The organism is Paenibacillus sp. Y859, assembly GCF_056786405.1.
Map to the genome: position 1 here is coordinate 55,790 of NZ_JBXCIZ010000016.1, position 16,449 is coordinate 72,238.

At 43.4% G+C, this 16,449-nt stretch carries 12 protein-coding genes; 10 read left to right on the top strand and 2 right to left on the bottom strand.

Features of this window, described 5'->3' with window-relative positions:
- Positions 1–17: 17 nt before the first annotated feature.
- Genes AC1TO8_RS21525 through AC1TO8_RS21535 form a run of 3 tightly spaced genes read left to right on the top strand, consistent with a single transcriptional unit; the run spans position 18 to position 6,113 of the window.
- The gene (locus AC1TO8_RS21525; RefSeq protein ID WP_482057651.1) at positions 18–2,603 is read left to right on the top strand and encodes a TerB N-terminal domain-containing protein; all 2,586 of its coding nucleotides are present in this window, start codon (positions 18–20) and stop codon (positions 2,601–2,603) included.
- A gap of 13 nt (positions 2,604–2,616) precedes the next feature.
- Positions 2,617–3,936, top strand: a complete 1,320-nt coding sequence (locus AC1TO8_RS21530; RefSeq protein ID WP_482057652.1) for an ATP-binding protein — start codon at positions 2,617–2,619, stop codon at positions 3,934–3,936.
- Positions 3,933–6,113 carry a DEAD/DEAH box helicase gene (locus tag AC1TO8_RS21535; RefSeq protein ID WP_482057653.1) on the top strand — a complete coding sequence of 727 codons (2,181 nt, stop codon included), beginning with the start codon at positions 3,933–3,935 and terminating at the stop codon, positions 6,111–6,113. The genes AC1TO8_RS21530 and AC1TO8_RS21535 overlap by 4 nt, the downstream gene beginning before the upstream one ends.
- Here AC1TO8_RS21535 and AC1TO8_RS21540 read toward each other — a convergent pair whose 3' ends face one another.
- On the bottom strand, positions 6,114–6,926 hold the full coding sequence (locus AC1TO8_RS21540) for an AraC family transcriptional regulator (protein ID WP_482057654.1): 813 nt from the start codon (positions 6,924–6,926) through the stop codon (positions 6,114–6,116). It abuts the gene before it with no gap.
- Positions 6,927–7,066: 140 nt separating this feature from the next.
- Between AC1TO8_RS21540 and AC1TO8_RS21545 the strand changes: the two genes are divergently transcribed.
- The 6 genes from AC1TO8_RS21545 to AC1TO8_RS21570 all read left to right on the top strand — a co-directional run bounded on the left by AC1TO8_RS21545 (position 7,067) and on the right by AC1TO8_RS21570 (position 14,105).
- On the top strand, positions 7,067–7,837 hold the full coding sequence (locus AC1TO8_RS21545; protein ID WP_482057655.1) for a sugar phosphate isomerase/epimerase family protein: 771 nt from the start codon (positions 7,067–7,069) through the stop codon (positions 7,835–7,837).
- Positions 7,838–8,133: 296 nt separating this feature from the next.
- The gene (locus AC1TO8_RS21550) at positions 8,134–9,153 is read left to right on the top strand and encodes a Gfo/Idh/MocA family protein (RefSeq protein WP_482057656.1); all 1,020 of its coding nucleotides are present in this window, start codon (positions 8,134–8,136) and stop codon (positions 9,151–9,153) included.
- A gap of 634 nt (positions 9,154–9,787) precedes the next feature.
- On the top strand, positions 9,788–10,222 hold the full coding sequence (locus AC1TO8_RS21555; RefSeq protein WP_482057657.1) for a MarR family winged helix-turn-helix transcriptional regulator: 435 nt from the start codon (positions 9,788–9,790) through the stop codon (positions 10,220–10,222).
- 29 nt (positions 10,223–10,251) lie between these two features.
- Positions 10,252–11,991, top strand: coding sequence for an ABC transporter ATP-binding protein (locus AC1TO8_RS21560; protein WP_482057658.1), 1,740 nt, complete (start codon positions 10,252–10,254; stop codon positions 11,989–11,991).
- On the top strand, positions 11,978–13,849 hold the full coding sequence (locus tag AC1TO8_RS21565; protein WP_482057659.1) for an ABC transporter ATP-binding protein: 1,872 nt from the start codon (positions 11,978–11,980) through the stop codon (positions 13,847–13,849). Before AC1TO8_RS21560 ends, AC1TO8_RS21565 begins: the two co-directional genes overlap by 14 nt.
- Before the next feature lie 70 nt (positions 13,850–13,919).
- A complete protein-coding gene (locus tag AC1TO8_RS21570) occupies positions 13,920–14,105 on the top strand; it encodes a hypothetical protein (protein WP_482057660.1) in 186 nt (61 codons plus the stop codon).
- A 13-nt stretch (positions 14,106–14,118) separates the two neighbouring features.
- Here AC1TO8_RS21570 and AC1TO8_RS21575 read toward each other — a convergent pair whose 3' ends face one another.
- On the bottom strand, positions 14,119–16,044 hold the full coding sequence (locus AC1TO8_RS21575; RefSeq protein WP_482057661.1) for an LTA synthase family protein: 1,926 nt from the start codon (positions 16,042–16,044) through the stop codon (positions 14,119–14,121).
- Positions 16,045–16,218: 174 nt separating this feature from the next.
- Between AC1TO8_RS21575 and AC1TO8_RS21580 the strand changes: the two genes are divergently transcribed.
- On the top strand, positions 16,219–16,449 hold a 231-nt coding region (locus AC1TO8_RS21580; RefSeq protein ID WP_482057662.1), incomplete at its 3' end, for a helix-turn-helix domain-containing protein.

The following is a 16,449-nucleotide window of genomic DNA, read 5'->3' on the forward strand; positions in this document are numbered from 1 at the left end:
GAAGGGGGGCTTGTACTATGAATGATAACCGGGAAGATGAACAACTTACTGACATTCACCGAACGTATCATGAGGCCGAACTAGTACTCGAAGGATATACGGAAGTGAGGAATGGTGTGGGTCAGGCATACGCCGTACCTGTATTAACGGTAGGTTCACAGCGGATTCAGGCTGCCGAAGTATCGCGGAGTATCAAGCCAGATGGTTCACTAGTACCTGTTCCCCTTGGTTATGTAGCTGTAGACACACTCAGACAAGCAGGAGTCGGTCCCATGGGAAGAACTATTCATGGAGCCCTATTGGACAGGCCTTATCATCTAACGGCATCAGAGATTATTGCTCGTGGAAGTGAGAGAATGCAGGGAGCATGGAGCAGTATTGTCTTTCCAGATTTGGTATGGCCATATGGAGGGGCTCTCCCCATCTATGAGCATCTACAATTTTTGGCCAAATGGGGTTTGAACGGCGGCGTTAGAGGTGGAGCATTACATCATGCAGAACAATTACGTTTGTTTATGAATGATATGGTGAAGAATGATCCGGAAACCCGAATTCTTGTAATAGGTAAGAAGACTTTACTGGACAAGCTGAAAGAGAGTTGGCGTACATTAGACGCTATGTGGCTTATGGTGGGTGGCAAGGATAAGATCATTCAAGAGATACTTTTGAGCGGAGTAATTATTTCTACGCCAAGTGTAGCTAAGCAACAGCAGGTAGAGAGGATGTCTTTTGATATCATTCTCATGCTTGAACCGGATGACCTAACGAAGAGCAGCACGACTCAAATATATAAGCAATTGAAGAAGATGAAGTCACGGCTCAAGTTGGCTATTTACTCCGAAGCGGATTATATAGCACAATCTTATGTCTCTACTGCCCATATGAATTTGTTAAAGATCAATGATTATACCGTAGCTCAATACGTCATATATAACCCTAGCCAGCCTAGAAAAGAATTGCCACGACCCTACAGAAGGATGGAAAGACCATCAATGATTCAGGAGGAATCGGTCCCTCTTCATATGACAGAGATGGAATTGGTGGAAGAGCGTACTGAGAGGGGTATGGCGATTCCGCGGAGGGAGGCGAGACTTGAGCTCGAACCTAAGCAGCTTCCAATTCAAGCTCCTATCTCATCGAAAGAGCTTACTTCACTTCGAGGTGTCCTCAGCAAGAATGAACATCGTTTCACCAAGAGGGCAAAACAGTTAGAGGATCAAGTGGGTACAGAGGTTGTATTTGTACCGTTTATGAACTATTGGCCTACTTATGATAGTATGACAGGATCGCAATCGAGATGGTATTTCTATTGGAGAAGCGAAGTGCGAGAGCAGCGTTACCCCGATAGTAGTCTGTCTTATATTTTTCTTTATGTGTATGAGTTGATTAATGGTATTGGTTGGAAGGATCCAATGGATGGCTATCAACTTATGGTGGATGTATGGTTGGCTTATCGAGAACACCATCCCAAGCTTACGACCTACATGCTAGAATGGATTACGGACTTTACTCTGGTACATCAGATTCCCATTCCCCATCAGGATGTGTTTCAATCTGTGCCGAATGAGCTGTCTGGTGACGTACTGGAATTAGAGTTGATGCATAGATTCAATACTGAACCGTTAGACATTCCGTTCTCTCTGTTAGTACGCTTGGCGGATGTTGATGTGCGTAAGAGTAAGTTTTACATCGGTGGCGGGGATATACCCCTGAATGAATATGCCCCTAAAGTATTAGCACTTGTTGATGCTTATTTAGCGAAACAACAGGGGTTACGTCTCATTGAAATATTCTATCCGGGGTCACCTGTGGGTAAGGAAAGACCACTCTTCCTTAGTGCAACGTATGATGAGTCACTCTATGGTAGATCGACCGTTGTAAGTGTGACCAAGCTCAGTCAGCATGCCCCCCTCAGGGAGTACATCACCCATTTGATTCGGCTGACGGAGAATAAGCTTCGAGAACATATGAATTTCAAAGGAAGGCTTCGGGGCATTGAGCTGGAAGCGGAGATTGAAACGTTGGTCTCTCGCTACATGGATCGTATGCTGAAGGTAACAACTAGCTCAGAAGTACTTGGTCCCGTCGTCGTGATTGATGAGGAGAAGCTCGCGCGGATTCAGCGTGATTCGGAGTTCGTTCGGGATATATTGACGGTGAATATAGATGAAGGGGACGAGCAACCAGAAGAGCAAGCGAGACTAAAGGTTGCTCAGAATCTCGATAACGAAGTAGAGCATGTTCCTGAACAACAAGAGGCAGAATCCACGCGGCTTGCTACAGAGAGTGTAGAAGAAGTTGACCATAACTGTAAGCCTATCGCCCCCCTCGTGACATGGGACGTCACTGGATTACCAGAAGAGTGGATGCAACTTGCGGACGCACTGAGTGTAACTCAGTTGGAGGCACTCTATATACTGAAACAAGGACAAGGTCTTTCAGGACTAATGGATATCGCCAATGAAGTAGGAACGATGCCAGAATTACTACTAGATGACATTAATGAACTTGCGATGGATACGATAGGTGACTTAATGATCGATGGTGATGAATTGATGGAAGACTATGTGCCTATGTTGACTACTCTAGTCAGAGAAGAGTGAAGAGGTGAATAACATGAGTGAATTGAAAATTCCCAAAAGAATGACAACTGCGCTTGTAAATTCATTAACCGCAGGTGTAGTACCAAGAATTGGACTGGAGCATATCGCTGTCGGGCGCAAATATGAAATTGAAGCGATTCTACGTGATATGGATAATGTCTCCGAAGGGGGAGCCACGTTCAAGCTTATTACTGGACGATATGGAAGCGGGAAGAGCTTTCTGTTACAAATGATCCGAAATTATGCTATGGATCGAGAGTTTGTTGTGGCAGACGCTGATCTATCGCCTGAGCGACGCTTGGTTGGAACGAAGGGACAAGGGTTAGCGACGTATCGTGAACTGATGACCAATCTTTCCACACGTACTCGTCCAGATGGTGGAGCGCTTGAAGTGATTTTGCAGAAATGGATTTCTTCGATTCAGCAGACAGCCATGAAGGAGTTGGGTCTTCGACCGAATGATCTTGCGCTGAATCAGGAAGTGGAGCTACGGATATTCGCTATCACAACAGAGATGCAGAATATGGTCCATGGTTTCGACTTCGCCAAGGTATTAGCAGCCTATTGGAACAGTTATAAGTTAGCAGACGATGAAGGTAAACAGGCTGCACTTCGCTGGCTACGTGGGGAATACCCGACGAAGACCGAGGCCCGTAGATCGATAGATGTCGGAGTTATTATCGATGATAGTAACTGGTACGACTATATGAAGCTGTGGTCGGAGTTCGTAGCCCGTATCGGTTACAAAGGCTTATTACTGTTCATTGACGAAGGGGTTAACTTGTACAAAATAACGAACAGTATTTCCCGCCAGAGCAACTATGAGAAGCTGCTCATGATGTTCAATGATACGATGCAAGGTAAAGCAGAGCATCTAGGTATATTTTTGGGTGGAACGCCTCAATTTGTAGAGGATCCACGGCGAGGATTATTTAGTTATGAAGCACTTAGATCACGGTTGGTAGAAGGACGGTATGGAGCAGAGGGCTTGAAGAATTACACGGGACCGATGCTCCGTTTGAACATGTTATCCCATGAAGAAATCCTGATTCTATTGCAGAAGCTGAGTAATATTCATGCGATGCACTATAGTTATGAGTCGTCATTGAACGATCTACAACTAGTACAATTTATGGAGCTTGCGGTCGGTCGATTGGGAGCGGATGAACTACTCACGACACGTGAAATTGTACGGGATTTCATGGATTTACTTAATACGCTCCATCAGAATCCAGAGAAGACATATGAGGATCTACTTGGTGAAAGACATGTGGCACCCGCCGCGGCTGATCCGGATGAAGTGAATGACTTCCTCGCGGAGTTCGAATTATGAGCGATAATCCATTCTATAGACTAGCCCCGTTTATTCAGGAATTCATATATCGCAAAAGATGGGATGAATTACGTGAAGCACAAGTAGAAGCTTGCCGTGTTCTTTTCGATACACCGCATCATCTACTTATTGCTTCGGGGACGGCCTCTGGTAAGACGGAAGCCGTCTTTTTCCCAGCGTTGACAGAGTTACATGAAAGGCCATCTAAATCCGTAGGGATTCTGTATATTAGCCCACTTAAGGCGTTGATCAATGATCAATTTGAACGATTAAATGAGCTGCTTCAAGAGGCTGAAATACCAGTATGGCATTGGCATGGGGATGTCCCCCAGGCAGAGAAGACGAAGCTTATGAAGAAGCCTTCCGGTGTACTTCAGATTACGCCTGAATCTCTCGAAGGGCTTCTCATGAACAGACCGAACGCAATTCCAGCCTTATTCCATGATCTGAGATACATCATTATTGATGAAGTACATGCATTCATGGGATCAGATCGTGGCATTCAAGTGTTATGCCAGCTTGCTAGAATCGAGCGAATGGCCTACTGTACGCCACGAAGAATTGGTTTGTCGGCAACGCTCAGTGACTATGATTCAGCAACGGAATGGATTAGCGCGGGCACAGACAAGCGGACGGAGATCGTATCTCCACAGGGGGGACGGAAGCTGAAGTTGAGTGTGGAGCATTTCTCGTTTCCTGATGCGCGGAATGAAGAAGAGGCTAAGATGTTGGAATATGCGAAACAAGCATATCATGACTATATTTACGATCATACACATCATAAGAAAGCGCTAGTATTCACCAATAGCCGTTCAGATGCGGAGTTAATGACGCTAGAGCTTCGGCGTATCGCAGCAAAACGCCATGAACCCGATGTATTCTACGTGCATCATGGAAGTATATCCGCGATGCTGCGTGAAGAAGCAGAGGCCGCACTTCGTACAGGCTATGGACCTGCCGTTGCGGCAGCAACATTAACACTTGAGTTAGGCATCGATCTCGGAGAATTGGAACGAGTAGTTCAACTCGGAGCACCTTATAGCAGTTCGAGTTTCGTCCAAAGGTTGGGGCGATCAGGACGCCGGGGTAGCGCAGCTTCGGAAATGCTGTTTGTATGCCCAGAAGAAGAGGATGAAGAAGCACAACTTCCAGCTCGAATGCCATGGATGTTGCTACGGGCTATAGCGGTGATTGAGCTATACGTTCGAGAGAGATGGGTCGAGCCCTTACATGTTCGTCAAATGCCCATGGGTCTGCTCTATCATCAAACGATGAGTACGCTCAAGAGTTTAGGCGAAGCAGAGCCGGCGGAACTCGCAAGAGCAGTGCTTACATTACCTTCTTTTAAACAGATTCAACCAGATGACTATAAGATACTCCTGAACTATTTACTGCAGACGGACCACATCCAACGGACAGAAGTAGGGACTCTAATTATTGGGTTAATGGGTGAGCGGATCGTGAACAATTTCCGTTTCTATGCTGTGTTCAAAGACGATGAGGAACATGTCGTATATAATGGTACGGAAGAAATAGGCTCCATAACGACAGTTCCACCACCGGGTTATTGTTTCACCCTAGCAGGTAAACTCTGGAAAGTAGAAGAAGTAGACACGAAGCATCAAGCCGTCTATGTGAAATCATCACGTGGAAAGGTGGACACGCTTTGGTTGGGGGCTGGAGGCGATGTGCACACCCGTGTTGTGCAGAAGATGCGTGAGATATTGGAAGATGGTTCCATCTACTCCTATTTAGCGCCTAATGCAGTGAATCGGCTCGAACGAGCTCGCCGTCTTGTAAGAGAAAGTGGAATGTTACGTAGTTCTGTCATTCCAGCAGGGGGCGATTCCTTCTTCATTATGCCTTGGGTCGGAAGTAAGCAATTCCGTACCTTGGAACGGTTAATTAAGAACAACCTGAAGGATAAGCTGAATCTACGGTCTATCGTTCCTATGGAGCCGTATTATATGGTAGTAGCGGGTAAAACCAACGCGGACACTCTTCTAGAACATATCATAGCGGAATCCGGCAGCTGCGAGGATCCCATATCTCTCCTATCCCCAGATGAAGCGCCGTATTTAGGGAAATACGATGAGTTCATTCCACCTGAGCTGGTGCGGAGAGCTTTTGCCACAGACGGGTTGGATGTTAAAGGATTGGTTAAGGCGTTGAGCTAGTCAGAAATATTCTAATTTAGGCAGTGGATGTAATGAACGATACTCTAATGGAGATATGCCGAAGTGCATTCGGAATACCCGGTGAAAATAAGAGTAGCTGGCGAAGCCGCAAGTCTCGGCAATATGCTCCAGTGTCAATTCGCTGTACCTAATTTGTTCTACAGCAGATTTGAGGCGGATTTCAATTGCATATTGAATCATTGTTTTTCCATAATGTTCCTTGAATAGCCTTACTGCTCGAGATAGACTGAGACCCGCATAGCTGGCAGCTTCTTCGAGTTTGAAGGTAATCGTGGCATGCTCTTCAATGAATCGCTTGAGCTTCAGTGTCGCTGAACCTTTTCGATCCGTCTGAATATTCTCGGTAATGGCTCTATCAATATATAGACAAAGGCTGCGTAACAGCACATCCTTCAGTTCTTCATCTTCTTCGAGTGAACCGCGTCGTTTCTCTAGCAGAAGGTTGCGCCATAAGCTAATCAGCTGAGCATCGGTGCCAATTCGGTTAGTCACTGGACGGTCCTGCCGTTTCCACCAGGCATCAATCCAGGAACCTTGGCAGAACAAATAGTAATCTCCGCTAGATAAGCGTCCCTTAGTAGGTGGATCTTTCACGGTTAGTTGGTAATCATCACCTGGCTGAAGCAGAAGCAGATCACCGCCGACCAGGGTATATATTTTACCGCCTGAAATCACTTCGCAAGAGCCTTCTGTTTGCAAGCGGAAAAGGTAGTTCTGTAATCCACCCTTCAGATTGTGGTTAAATGATTTATAGTGATATGAGTAATCACAGAGAAGCAGAGATGTGTCCACAGGGTTAATCCTCCTAATTGATGTTGAGCAAATAGTTCATGTTTTGCCGATATTGTATATGTTCATTTTAGCCTGAATTGCCCTAGAATGATATAAGAGCGAATTAGCATAAATTTAATCAGATTGAGGTGCTTGTTATTATGAACAAGATTAATATAGGGTTGCAACTGTACACTCTCCGTGATGAAACAGCAGTAGATTTCGAAGGCACGCTTCGTAAAGTGGCGGCACTTGGTTATCAAGGTGTTGAATTTGCTGGTTATGGAGATATTCCTGCCGAAGAATTGAAATCGCTGCTTGATGAGTTGGGTCTGAAAGGATTCAGTAGTCATGTTTCACTTCAAGCTATGCGTAATGATTTGCACAAAGAGATCAATTACTTGCAAACTATCGGTGCAGAGTTTATGATATGTCCTTATCTAATGCCTGAAGATCGTCCTCAGAGCAGTGAAGAGTGGAGCAAGTTATTCTCTGAGTTGCAAGAAATAGGTGCTGAGGTAAATAAGCATGGATTGACGTTTGGTTATCACAATCATGATTTTGAATTTCATGACCAAGTTGGAGATCATAACGCATTTGATGCTATGTTCAATGAAACAACACCAGCAGCGGTTCAAGTGGAGATGGACGTGTGTTGGGTACAATTCGCAGGTAAAAATTCGATTGAGTATATTAACAAATATGCAGGTCGTCTACCACTTCTTCATCTAAAAGATTTCAGCATAGACGAGCAGGGACAGATGAAGACGCTAGAATTAGGACAAGGCTCAGTGAATCTGCCAGCTGTTATTGAAGCTTCTGCGAAAGCGGGAGTGAAATGGCTGATCGTCGAGCAGGACGTATGTCAGAACCCACCGCTTGAAAGTATAACGAATAGCTATAACTGGCTCAAACAGAATTATTTAAACTAACTCAAACAATAGGTTGTTCAAAAGGTCATCTTTTGATCACGAAGCTTACCGAGAAGTGTATTCGACATCGAATATTGAATTCAGCTGGTCCTAGCGTATGCTTTCGAAGTATGTTTCCTTCGAAAACATTTTAGGTGCTCACGTAGGTACTGCAAGCGTAGCCTTCCGAGGTCGTTTTCTACGAAAACGTGTAGCTCCGCTCCTTACGTCCCTAGCTTCATTCAATCTTCTTGGTGCTGAAAATCTGACTTTTTGAACTCGAACTATAAAACATTCACTCAGAGGAGATTACTAACATGACAAAAATTAAAGTTGCCGTATTCGGCTGTGGCGCTATTGCCGAACGTAGACATATTCCAGAGTACGCTGCTAACGAACACGTAGAACTAGTTGCTTTTGCAGATCCTATCATCGAACGTGCGAACAAAATGGCTGAAACTTATGGTGGTAAAGGATATGCTAGCTTCGAGGAATTACTGGCTAATGAAGAAGTAGACGCGGTTAGCGTATGTACACCGAACTACCTCCATGCTTCAATGGCTGTTGCGGCTGCTAATGCAGGCAAGCATGTCTTGGTTGAGAAACCAATGGCTTGTACAACTGAAGAGGGAGAGCAAATGATTGAAGCTGCTCGTAAGAACGGCGTGTACCTGATGGTAGGACACAATCAGCGTTTGATGCCTCCTCACGTGAAGGCCAAAGAAATTCTAGACTCCGGTAAGCTAGGTAAAGTTCTTAATTTCCGTACAGCATTTGGTCACCCTGGTCCAGAAGCCTGGAGTGTAGACGGTGCAAGCAGCTGGTTCTTCCGCAAAGAAGAAGCAATCATGGGTGCTATGGGCGATCTCGGCGTACACAAATCAGACTTTATCCGTTATTTATTGAATGATGAAGTAGCTGAAGTAGCTGGTTTTATCGGTACATTGCACAAAGAAGGTACAGAAGTAGACGATAACGCAACTTGCCTTCTCCGTATGAGAAGCGGTGCAATCGGAACATTGGTTGCAAGCTGGACGCAATACAAAGGTGGAGACAACAGTACTGTGCTATGGTGTGAGCATGGTGTGATGAAGATTGGTACCGTAGACGGCGACGAAGTGATCGTGGAACTTACCAACGGTACAGTTGAAACTTACAAAGTTGGTGCTATGTCAACGAATGAGAAGCAAGTGCCAAGTGGCGTCATCGATGCTTTTGTAGAATCCATTGTAACGAACACGCCTCCTACGATCTCTGGAGAAGAAGGTCTGAAATCCTTGCAAGTCATTCTGGCTGCATTCGAATCCCAGGCGACAGGTCAATTTATCAAGCTATAATAAATAACCAATTATTCGGATAAAAGATAAGCAAACTAACCTACCGTATACCCTAATTGGGTGTGGTAGGTTAGTTTTTTTTTGCTTTTGGAAGTGTGGGATTCTCGTGAGGATTCTAACGGAAGTAGAGGACCTTATTTTGTCGGAAACGTCACTTTTGAAATTCTAAGGGAACTGAGCGACCTTATTTATCCTTTATCTCTTGAATTGGACCATTTATCTGCATATAGAGGCCTGTAGTTCCGTTAAACTTTTATATTAGTGTTTTTTTATAGAATAGTGTCGCCTGGTTCCGTTAGAAAAAGGTGAACCTGGAATACGCCTACTACGGTAATCAGAATATTAAGGTTCTCAAGTAATGTTGACTAGGAAAGCAGGGTGACTCTTAAATTAATTAATAGCTACCAACAGAGCAATCAGTTGTTGTATATTATAGTTATATTGTTCCAAAAGTAGATCGATGTTCTGATGAAATGCTTAAATTTCTGAGAATTGACTGGTTCGACTCAAAATAGCAGGTCAAGGGAGTGATCCTTGATCTGCTATTTTGAGTTTCTGGTTCATGCAATAATCATTGACAAAATAAACCCTAACCAAGATAATGTTAGTGTCCTAACAATATAAGGAGGCTACTATGGATCAGAATGATACGATTGGGTTCGAGATTAGAATACTATCCAATATAATAAAACGATTTGTTGATCAGTCAGCCACTAAAAAGTATGTAGATGAGCTTACGGGGACACATGGCTGGGTGATTGGCTACTTATATGAACATCGTGAAGAGGATATATTTCAACGCGATTTAGAGAACGAGTTCTCTATTCGACGATCGACGGCTACGGGTATACTGCAGCTTATGGAGAAGAATAAACTCATTGTGAGGACTTCAGTTGACTATGATGCAAGACTCAAGAAATTAACACTCACACCTAGAGCTATCGAGATACGCGAGATCATTGAAGAAGACATTAAACGAATCGAAGCGCAACTCTCGAGAGGCCTAACAAAGGAGGAAATCAGTAGCTTTTTAACCATTGTGAAGAAGATTAAAAATAATATTGAATAGAAGCTATCATTTATATGGGGGCAAGCTACATGATTAGAAAACTAGCAGGCAGTATAAGGCAGTACAAAAAGGCTTCCATTCTCACACCTGTTTATATGGTACTAGAAGTGGTAATGGAAGTTATTATTCCGCTGTTGATGGCCTTTTTAATTGATTTTGGAATCGACGAAGGTAATATGAGCGTGATATGGAAATTGGGCATAGCCTTAGTTCTTTCTGCTATTATATCTTTGATATTCGGTGTATTATCGGGTAAATATGCTGCTATAGCATCGGCGGGTTATGCCAGTAATCTGCGTCAGGATATGTACCATAATATACAAAGGTTTTCATTTTTCAATATGGATAAATTCTCGACTTCAAGTATGGTTACGAGACTCACAACGGATGTAACGAACGTGCAGAATGCCTATCAAGTCATTATACGAATTGCGGTACGTTCTCCGGTTATGCTCGTATTTTCGTTGATTATGGCCTTTGGAATTAACGCAAGAATTTCACTTATCTTCCTTGTATTAATTCCATTTCTGGCTCTAGGATTATGGTTGATTATTAGAAATGCTCATCCGATCTTTGAACGGGTATTTCGCACTTACGATAAGCTGAACAATGCAGTCCAAGAAAATCTGAGCGGGATTCGGGTTGTTAAATCTTATGTACGTGAAGATCATGAGAAGGACAAGTTCAACAAGGTATCCAATAGCATCTTTAAAGATTTCTCGAAGGCCGAGAAGCTATTAGCATTTAACAGTCCGTTAATGCAGGTATCTGTCTACTCCTGTATTCTTCTAATCTCATGGTTCGGTGCGAGAATGATCGTATCTAATACAATGACCACGGGCGAATTGGTAAGCTTAATCGCTTATGCTATGCAAATACTGATGAGCCTTATGATGCTATCCATGGTATTCGTTATGATTACGATTTCACGAGCTTCAGCGGAAAGAATTGTTGAACTTTTAGATGAGAAAAGCGATCTACACAATGTGGACCATCCTGTGAATGAAGTGAGAAGCGGTGAGATTTCATTTAACGATGTGAACTTTAGTTATACGAAGGACCCTAATAAGTTAAGTCTGGAAAATATCAATATCGAGATTAAATCAGGTGAAACGGTCGGTATTATCGGAGGGACAGGGAGTTCCAAAACAAGCCTAGTACAGTTGATTCCTCGCCTGTACGATACGACGGAGGGCTCTGTTATGGTAGGCGGTATAGATGTTCGGAACTATGACATTGAAACGCTACGTAACGATGTTGCCATGGTGTTGCAGAACAATATTTTATTCTCCGGTACGATCAAAGAGAATCTACGCTGGGGCTGTGAAGAAGCAACGGATGAGGAACTTGTTACTGTATGTCAATTGGCTCAGGCCGATGACTTCATCCGCGCTTTCCCTGAGGGATATGACACTTACATTGAACAAGGGGGTTCTAACGTATCGGGTGGGCAGAAGCAGCGTCTATGTATCGCAAGAGCTCTTTTGAAGAAACCGAAGATTCTAATTCTTGATGATTCGACAAGTGCGGTTGATACGAAGACAGATACACTGATCAAGCAAGCGTTCCGGAATGATATCCCGAATACGACGAAGCTCATTATCGCGCAGCGGGTTTCCTCTATTCAAGATGCGGATAAGATCATTGTGATGGATGGCGGTAGAATGAATGCTATCGGAACCCATGATGAACTTTTGCGAAGTAATGCTATTTATCAAGAGATGTACTACTTACAAGTGAAAGGGGGGGATAGCGTTGAAACCGCATAAGACCCAAAGTAATCGCGTAGCAATTAAACGTCTATTATCTTATGTAACGGGTCAATACAAGATACCGTTTACTTTCGTCCTCGTCTGTATTCTTGTAAGCTCTCTTGCTGGTGTAGCAGGATCAATGTTTCTTAGAGTGGTGATTGATGATTATATTGCTCCTCTCCTGCTTGAGGCGAATCCTCTCTTTGCGGGGCTCTTGCAAGCGATACTTATCATGGGGGCAATCTATCTAGCTGGTGTCATAGCGACATTCATATACAATAGATTGATGGTCGTCATTGCACAAGGTGTACTCAAGAAGATTCGTGATGAGATGTTCTCACATATGCAGAGTCTGCCTATCAAGTATTTCGATACTCATTCTCATGGTAACGTCATGAGCCATTATACGAATGATACCGATACGCTCAGACAAATGATCTCACAGAGTATTCCGCAGGTGATATCCTCTGTCGTAACGATTATTGCTGTATTTTTCGCTATGCTTTCGACGAGTGTTTATTTGACTCTGGTTGTCATAGTAATGGTGTTCGTTATGATGTTTGTGGTCAAGAAGATTGGTGGGAATAGTGCTAAGTACTTTATGAAGCAACAACAATCGATGGGACATTTAAACGGATATATTGAAGAAATGATGAATGGTCAAAAGGTTGTCAAGGTGTTCTGTCACGAGGAAAAGGCAAAACAACAATTCGATGTGCTCAACGATGAATTATGTAACAATGCGACAGAAGCGAACAAGTTCGCTAACATATTGATGCCGATTATGGGTAACCTAGGGCATTTGCAATATGTACTGCTGGCCATCGTTGGTGGTGCATTAGCTATTAGTGGTGTCGGTGGATTGACGATTGGGGCCATCGCATCCTTTTTACAATTAAGTAGAAGCTTCAGTATGCCGATCAGTCAAGTTTCGCAGCAGGTCAACTCTATTGTTATGGCACTTGCCGGAGCGGAGAGAATCTTTCAACTCATGGATGAGGAATCGGAAGGGGATGAAGGTTACGTTACGCTGGTTAATGCCAAATATGAGGGGAATACGTTAATTGAAGTAGCAGAACATACGGGGATTTGGGCGTGGAAGAATCCGCATGAAGATGGAACGGCCACCTTTACCCAATTGATGGGTGATGTGCGATTCCATGATGTGAATTTCGGATATACAGCGGCCACACCGGTACTGTCTCATATTTCACTATATGCCGAACCTGGACAGAAGGTTGCTTTTGTCGGTTCTACGGGTGCTGGGAAAACGACGATCACCAATTTGATCAATCGCTTCTATGATATTGCTGATGGCAAAATTAGCTATGATGGTATTAACATTAACCACATTAAGAAAGATGATCTTCGCCGCTCGCTAGGTGTTGTACTACAGGATACGCACTTGTTCAGTGGAACGGTCATGGACAATATACGTTATAGTAAGTTAGATGCTACAGATGAGGAAGTGTACACAGCCGCGCGTCTTGCTAATGCGGATGAGTTCATATCGAAGCTACCGGATGGCTACAATACGGAGCTTGCTGGTGATGGAGGACGGTTATCCCAAGGGCAGAGACAGCTTCTAGCGATTGCGAGAGCAGCGATTGCCGATCCACCTGTCATGATTCTTGATGAAGCGACCTCAAGTATTGATACGCGTACCGAGGCGATTGTTCAAAGAGGGATGGATAGACTGATGCAAGGCCGAACCGTATTTGTTATCGCGCATAGACTGTCCACTGTGCGAAATTCCGATGCCATTATGGTACTTGAACATGGGCAAATCATCGAGCGAGGTAACCATGAGAAATTAATTAGTGAAAAAGGTAAGTATTATCAGCTCTATACGGGCGCTTTTGAACTAGAATGAAGTTGAATTGCAATTTGGTTATGATATATGTAATAGTAAATGATAAAATAAAAAAGCAGCTTGTTCCTCATTGATAGAGGAACAAGCTGCTTCTTTTGAAATATATATACCCATCGATCGAAAAGTGCATAGATTGGCATCGTACCAGGATGTGAAGCATTTTACACAGGTGTTTCGTAAATGCTTCAACGTCACACCGACAGAATATAGACATGAACAACGCACGGAGGTGCGAACAGATGATGAGTCTCTTTAATTTTCAAGTAGCATCACGGGGAACGTTTAGGTAACAATTGAGCATATATATCAGATAACTTCATGAGTGACATGACATAATCATAATCGGTACGATAGACTTCCACATCATTAACAGGTTCAAAGGTCTTTAATGAATAGGCAGTTCCATCCTCAAAACCAGCACCTGGAACGAACATGACATCGTTATTGAAGAATGAACCTGTTGGGGAGTAGTAGCGCATCCCAAAAATATTATGATCCGTATTCAAAAGATCGCGTCCGAATGCGGTGAAATGTTCCTCTTCAAGCGATATTCCCATAAGATTGGCCACTGTTGGCACAATATCGAGCTGTCCGCCTGTAAGCTCAACAACGAGACCCTCCTTTTGATTGGGAACATGAATTAGGAGGGGAATGTTAAAGCGACTGATCCGATTATCATAAGGAATACCCAGTTTTGCTGTAATCTCCGCCCCATCTGTCTCCTTCGGATTAATGCCAAAGTGATCACCATAGGCGACAAGAACAGTATTATCCCACAGTCCATTCTCCTTCAATTGCTCGATAAGTTTACCTAGCGCTTCATCCGTATAGTTCACAGCGGTTAAGTAATTGCCCAACTGTGTCCCTTCCATATCACCAGGGAGTTGTAGCTTCCGTTGATCTTTAGGAATGACAAAGGGCGCATGACTGGACGTTGTGACGAATTGCGCATAGAAAGGCTTATTAGCAGCCGAGATCTCCTTGATCTTCTCCATACCGACACGGTACATCTCCTCATCTGAAGCGCCGAAATCATTGAAATGATCATTGGTATAGAAAGGTTTATCATAATAACGGTCGAAGCCAAGAGCAGGATACAACAAGTTACGACTCCAAAATGTCACATCATTGATATGGAACGTTGCTGTTTTATATTGTAATTGACTTAGTAATCTTGGAAGGCTTGGTAGCTCTCTGTTCCCAAACCCAGAAGACATCGCGACGTTTCCAGTTGGATAGATGGACGTATTAGACATAAATTCGGCATCCGATGTGTTCCCTTGTCCGATTTGCTGATAGAAATAGGGGAAGTAATAGCTTTCCTTTGCCAACTTATTCAGGACAGGAGTAACCTCCTGTTGATCCAGATTCAAATGGATGGGGAAGTTCTGAAAGGACTCCAATTGTACAACGATGATATTCATTCCCTTAGCGGAACCGAAATGTGCAGGTGCTTTAGAGTCATCTTCCCGATAAGGGTAGGTTGACTGTAAAGCCTTCACTTCTGCTATTGTCTTCTGAAGATCCCCATTATTAATCAATACATCCTCTTGCTTATTCTTCAGGGCCGCAGCTACTTGGTAATTTAGAAATCCGAGGTTCTCAGCCTGGACAAGTTCATTATCGATCCCAAGGGAACGGTTAATAATAAGACTTGAACAACTGATGCTTATTACCAAGGTCAGCGTAGTAGCGATTCTCCACTTCAATTTCCCTCTTTTACGATGAAGAGTGGAACTAAATATAGGGCCTATGCTATGCACATACCTGCTCCGATGAGGACGAATGAAGCTAACGAGCGCTAAGATTAGGGCGATGACAAGATCAGTAAAGAATAGGAAATAAGTAGCTTTTATCAAAGATTGGATGCTAGAACGTATTTGACCCACTTGTCCCAATTCTTTGAGCGTCGTGTACGTAGGGACTGAACCGAAATGAGCCTGGTACAATGTAGCTGCAAAGAGCATGATAGAGAATAGGACATTAATACTCCAATAGGTGAGACGTTTTGCTTTTATTGGGAGGAAGAGTTCCAGTAAGCTCATGAACACGAGAACGGAGAACGTATCTGCTAACAGTCCTGCTCCGGTCAGTTCTCCGAAGTAGAAATAACGAAGAAGGCATAATTTAGCTATTAATAGTAGGGAGTTGCTAATCATGAGTGGTAACTTTTGTAATTTTGAGTTCAAAGACATGTTATTTCACTTCATTTCATTTATTATTTTCCGAAAGAAGACTTCCACCTCAATGAATGTGAAGGGCGAAGCTCAATGAGTAGGTGGGGGATGAACTTCGGTTGGTGATAGCCAAATCCTTCCTCCATATGATATAATAGAACAAATGTTCTCGATATGATGGAGGTATGACTCATGTTAGTACATAAAGCATACAAATTTCGTATCTATCCAAACAAAAAACAAGCAGAACTCATTCATAAGACCATCGGTTGTTCAAGGTTCGTCTTCAACTTTTTCCTTGCCCAACAGAAAGAAAAAGATGCCTATTGGTACATCGTTGAAGAAATGAGACAGAATGGCCAATTACCATCAAACAACTGGAAAGGTGCCTTTTTCAATAAATATGAGTCTGTCAAAGCTGTG

What these genes read in the sequence shown, in the direction of transcription:
- AC1TO8_RS21525 (WP_482057651.1), top strand. Translation starts at nt 18, where the DNA reads ATGAATGATAACCGGGAAGATGAACAACTTACTGACATTCACCGAACG.
- AC1TO8_RS21530 (WP_482057652.1), top strand. Translation starts at nt 2,617, where the DNA reads ATGAGTGAATTGAAAATTCCCAAAAGAATGACAACTGCGCTTGTAAAT.
- AC1TO8_RS21535 (WP_482057653.1), top strand. Translation starts at nt 3,933, where the DNA reads ATGAGCGATAATCCATTCTATAGACTAGCCCCGTTTATTCAGGAATTC.
- AC1TO8_RS21545 (WP_482057655.1), top strand. Translation starts at nt 7,067, where the DNA reads ATGAACAAGATTAATATAGGGTTGCAACTGTACACTCTCCGTGATGAA.
- AC1TO8_RS21550 (WP_482057656.1), top strand. Translation starts at nt 8,134, where the DNA reads ATGACAAAAATTAAAGTTGCCGTATTCGGCTGTGGCGCTATTGCCGAA.
- AC1TO8_RS21555 (WP_482057657.1), top strand. Translation starts at nt 9,788, where the DNA reads ATGGATCAGAATGATACGATTGGGTTCGAGATTAGAATACTATCCAAT.
- AC1TO8_RS21560 (WP_482057658.1), top strand. Translation starts at nt 10,252, where the DNA reads ATGATTAGAAAACTAGCAGGCAGTATAAGGCAGTACAAAAAGGCTTCC.
- AC1TO8_RS21575 (WP_482057661.1), bottom strand. Translation starts at nt 16,044, where the DNA reads ATGTCTTTGAACTCAAAATTACAAAAGTTACCACTCATGATTAGCAAC.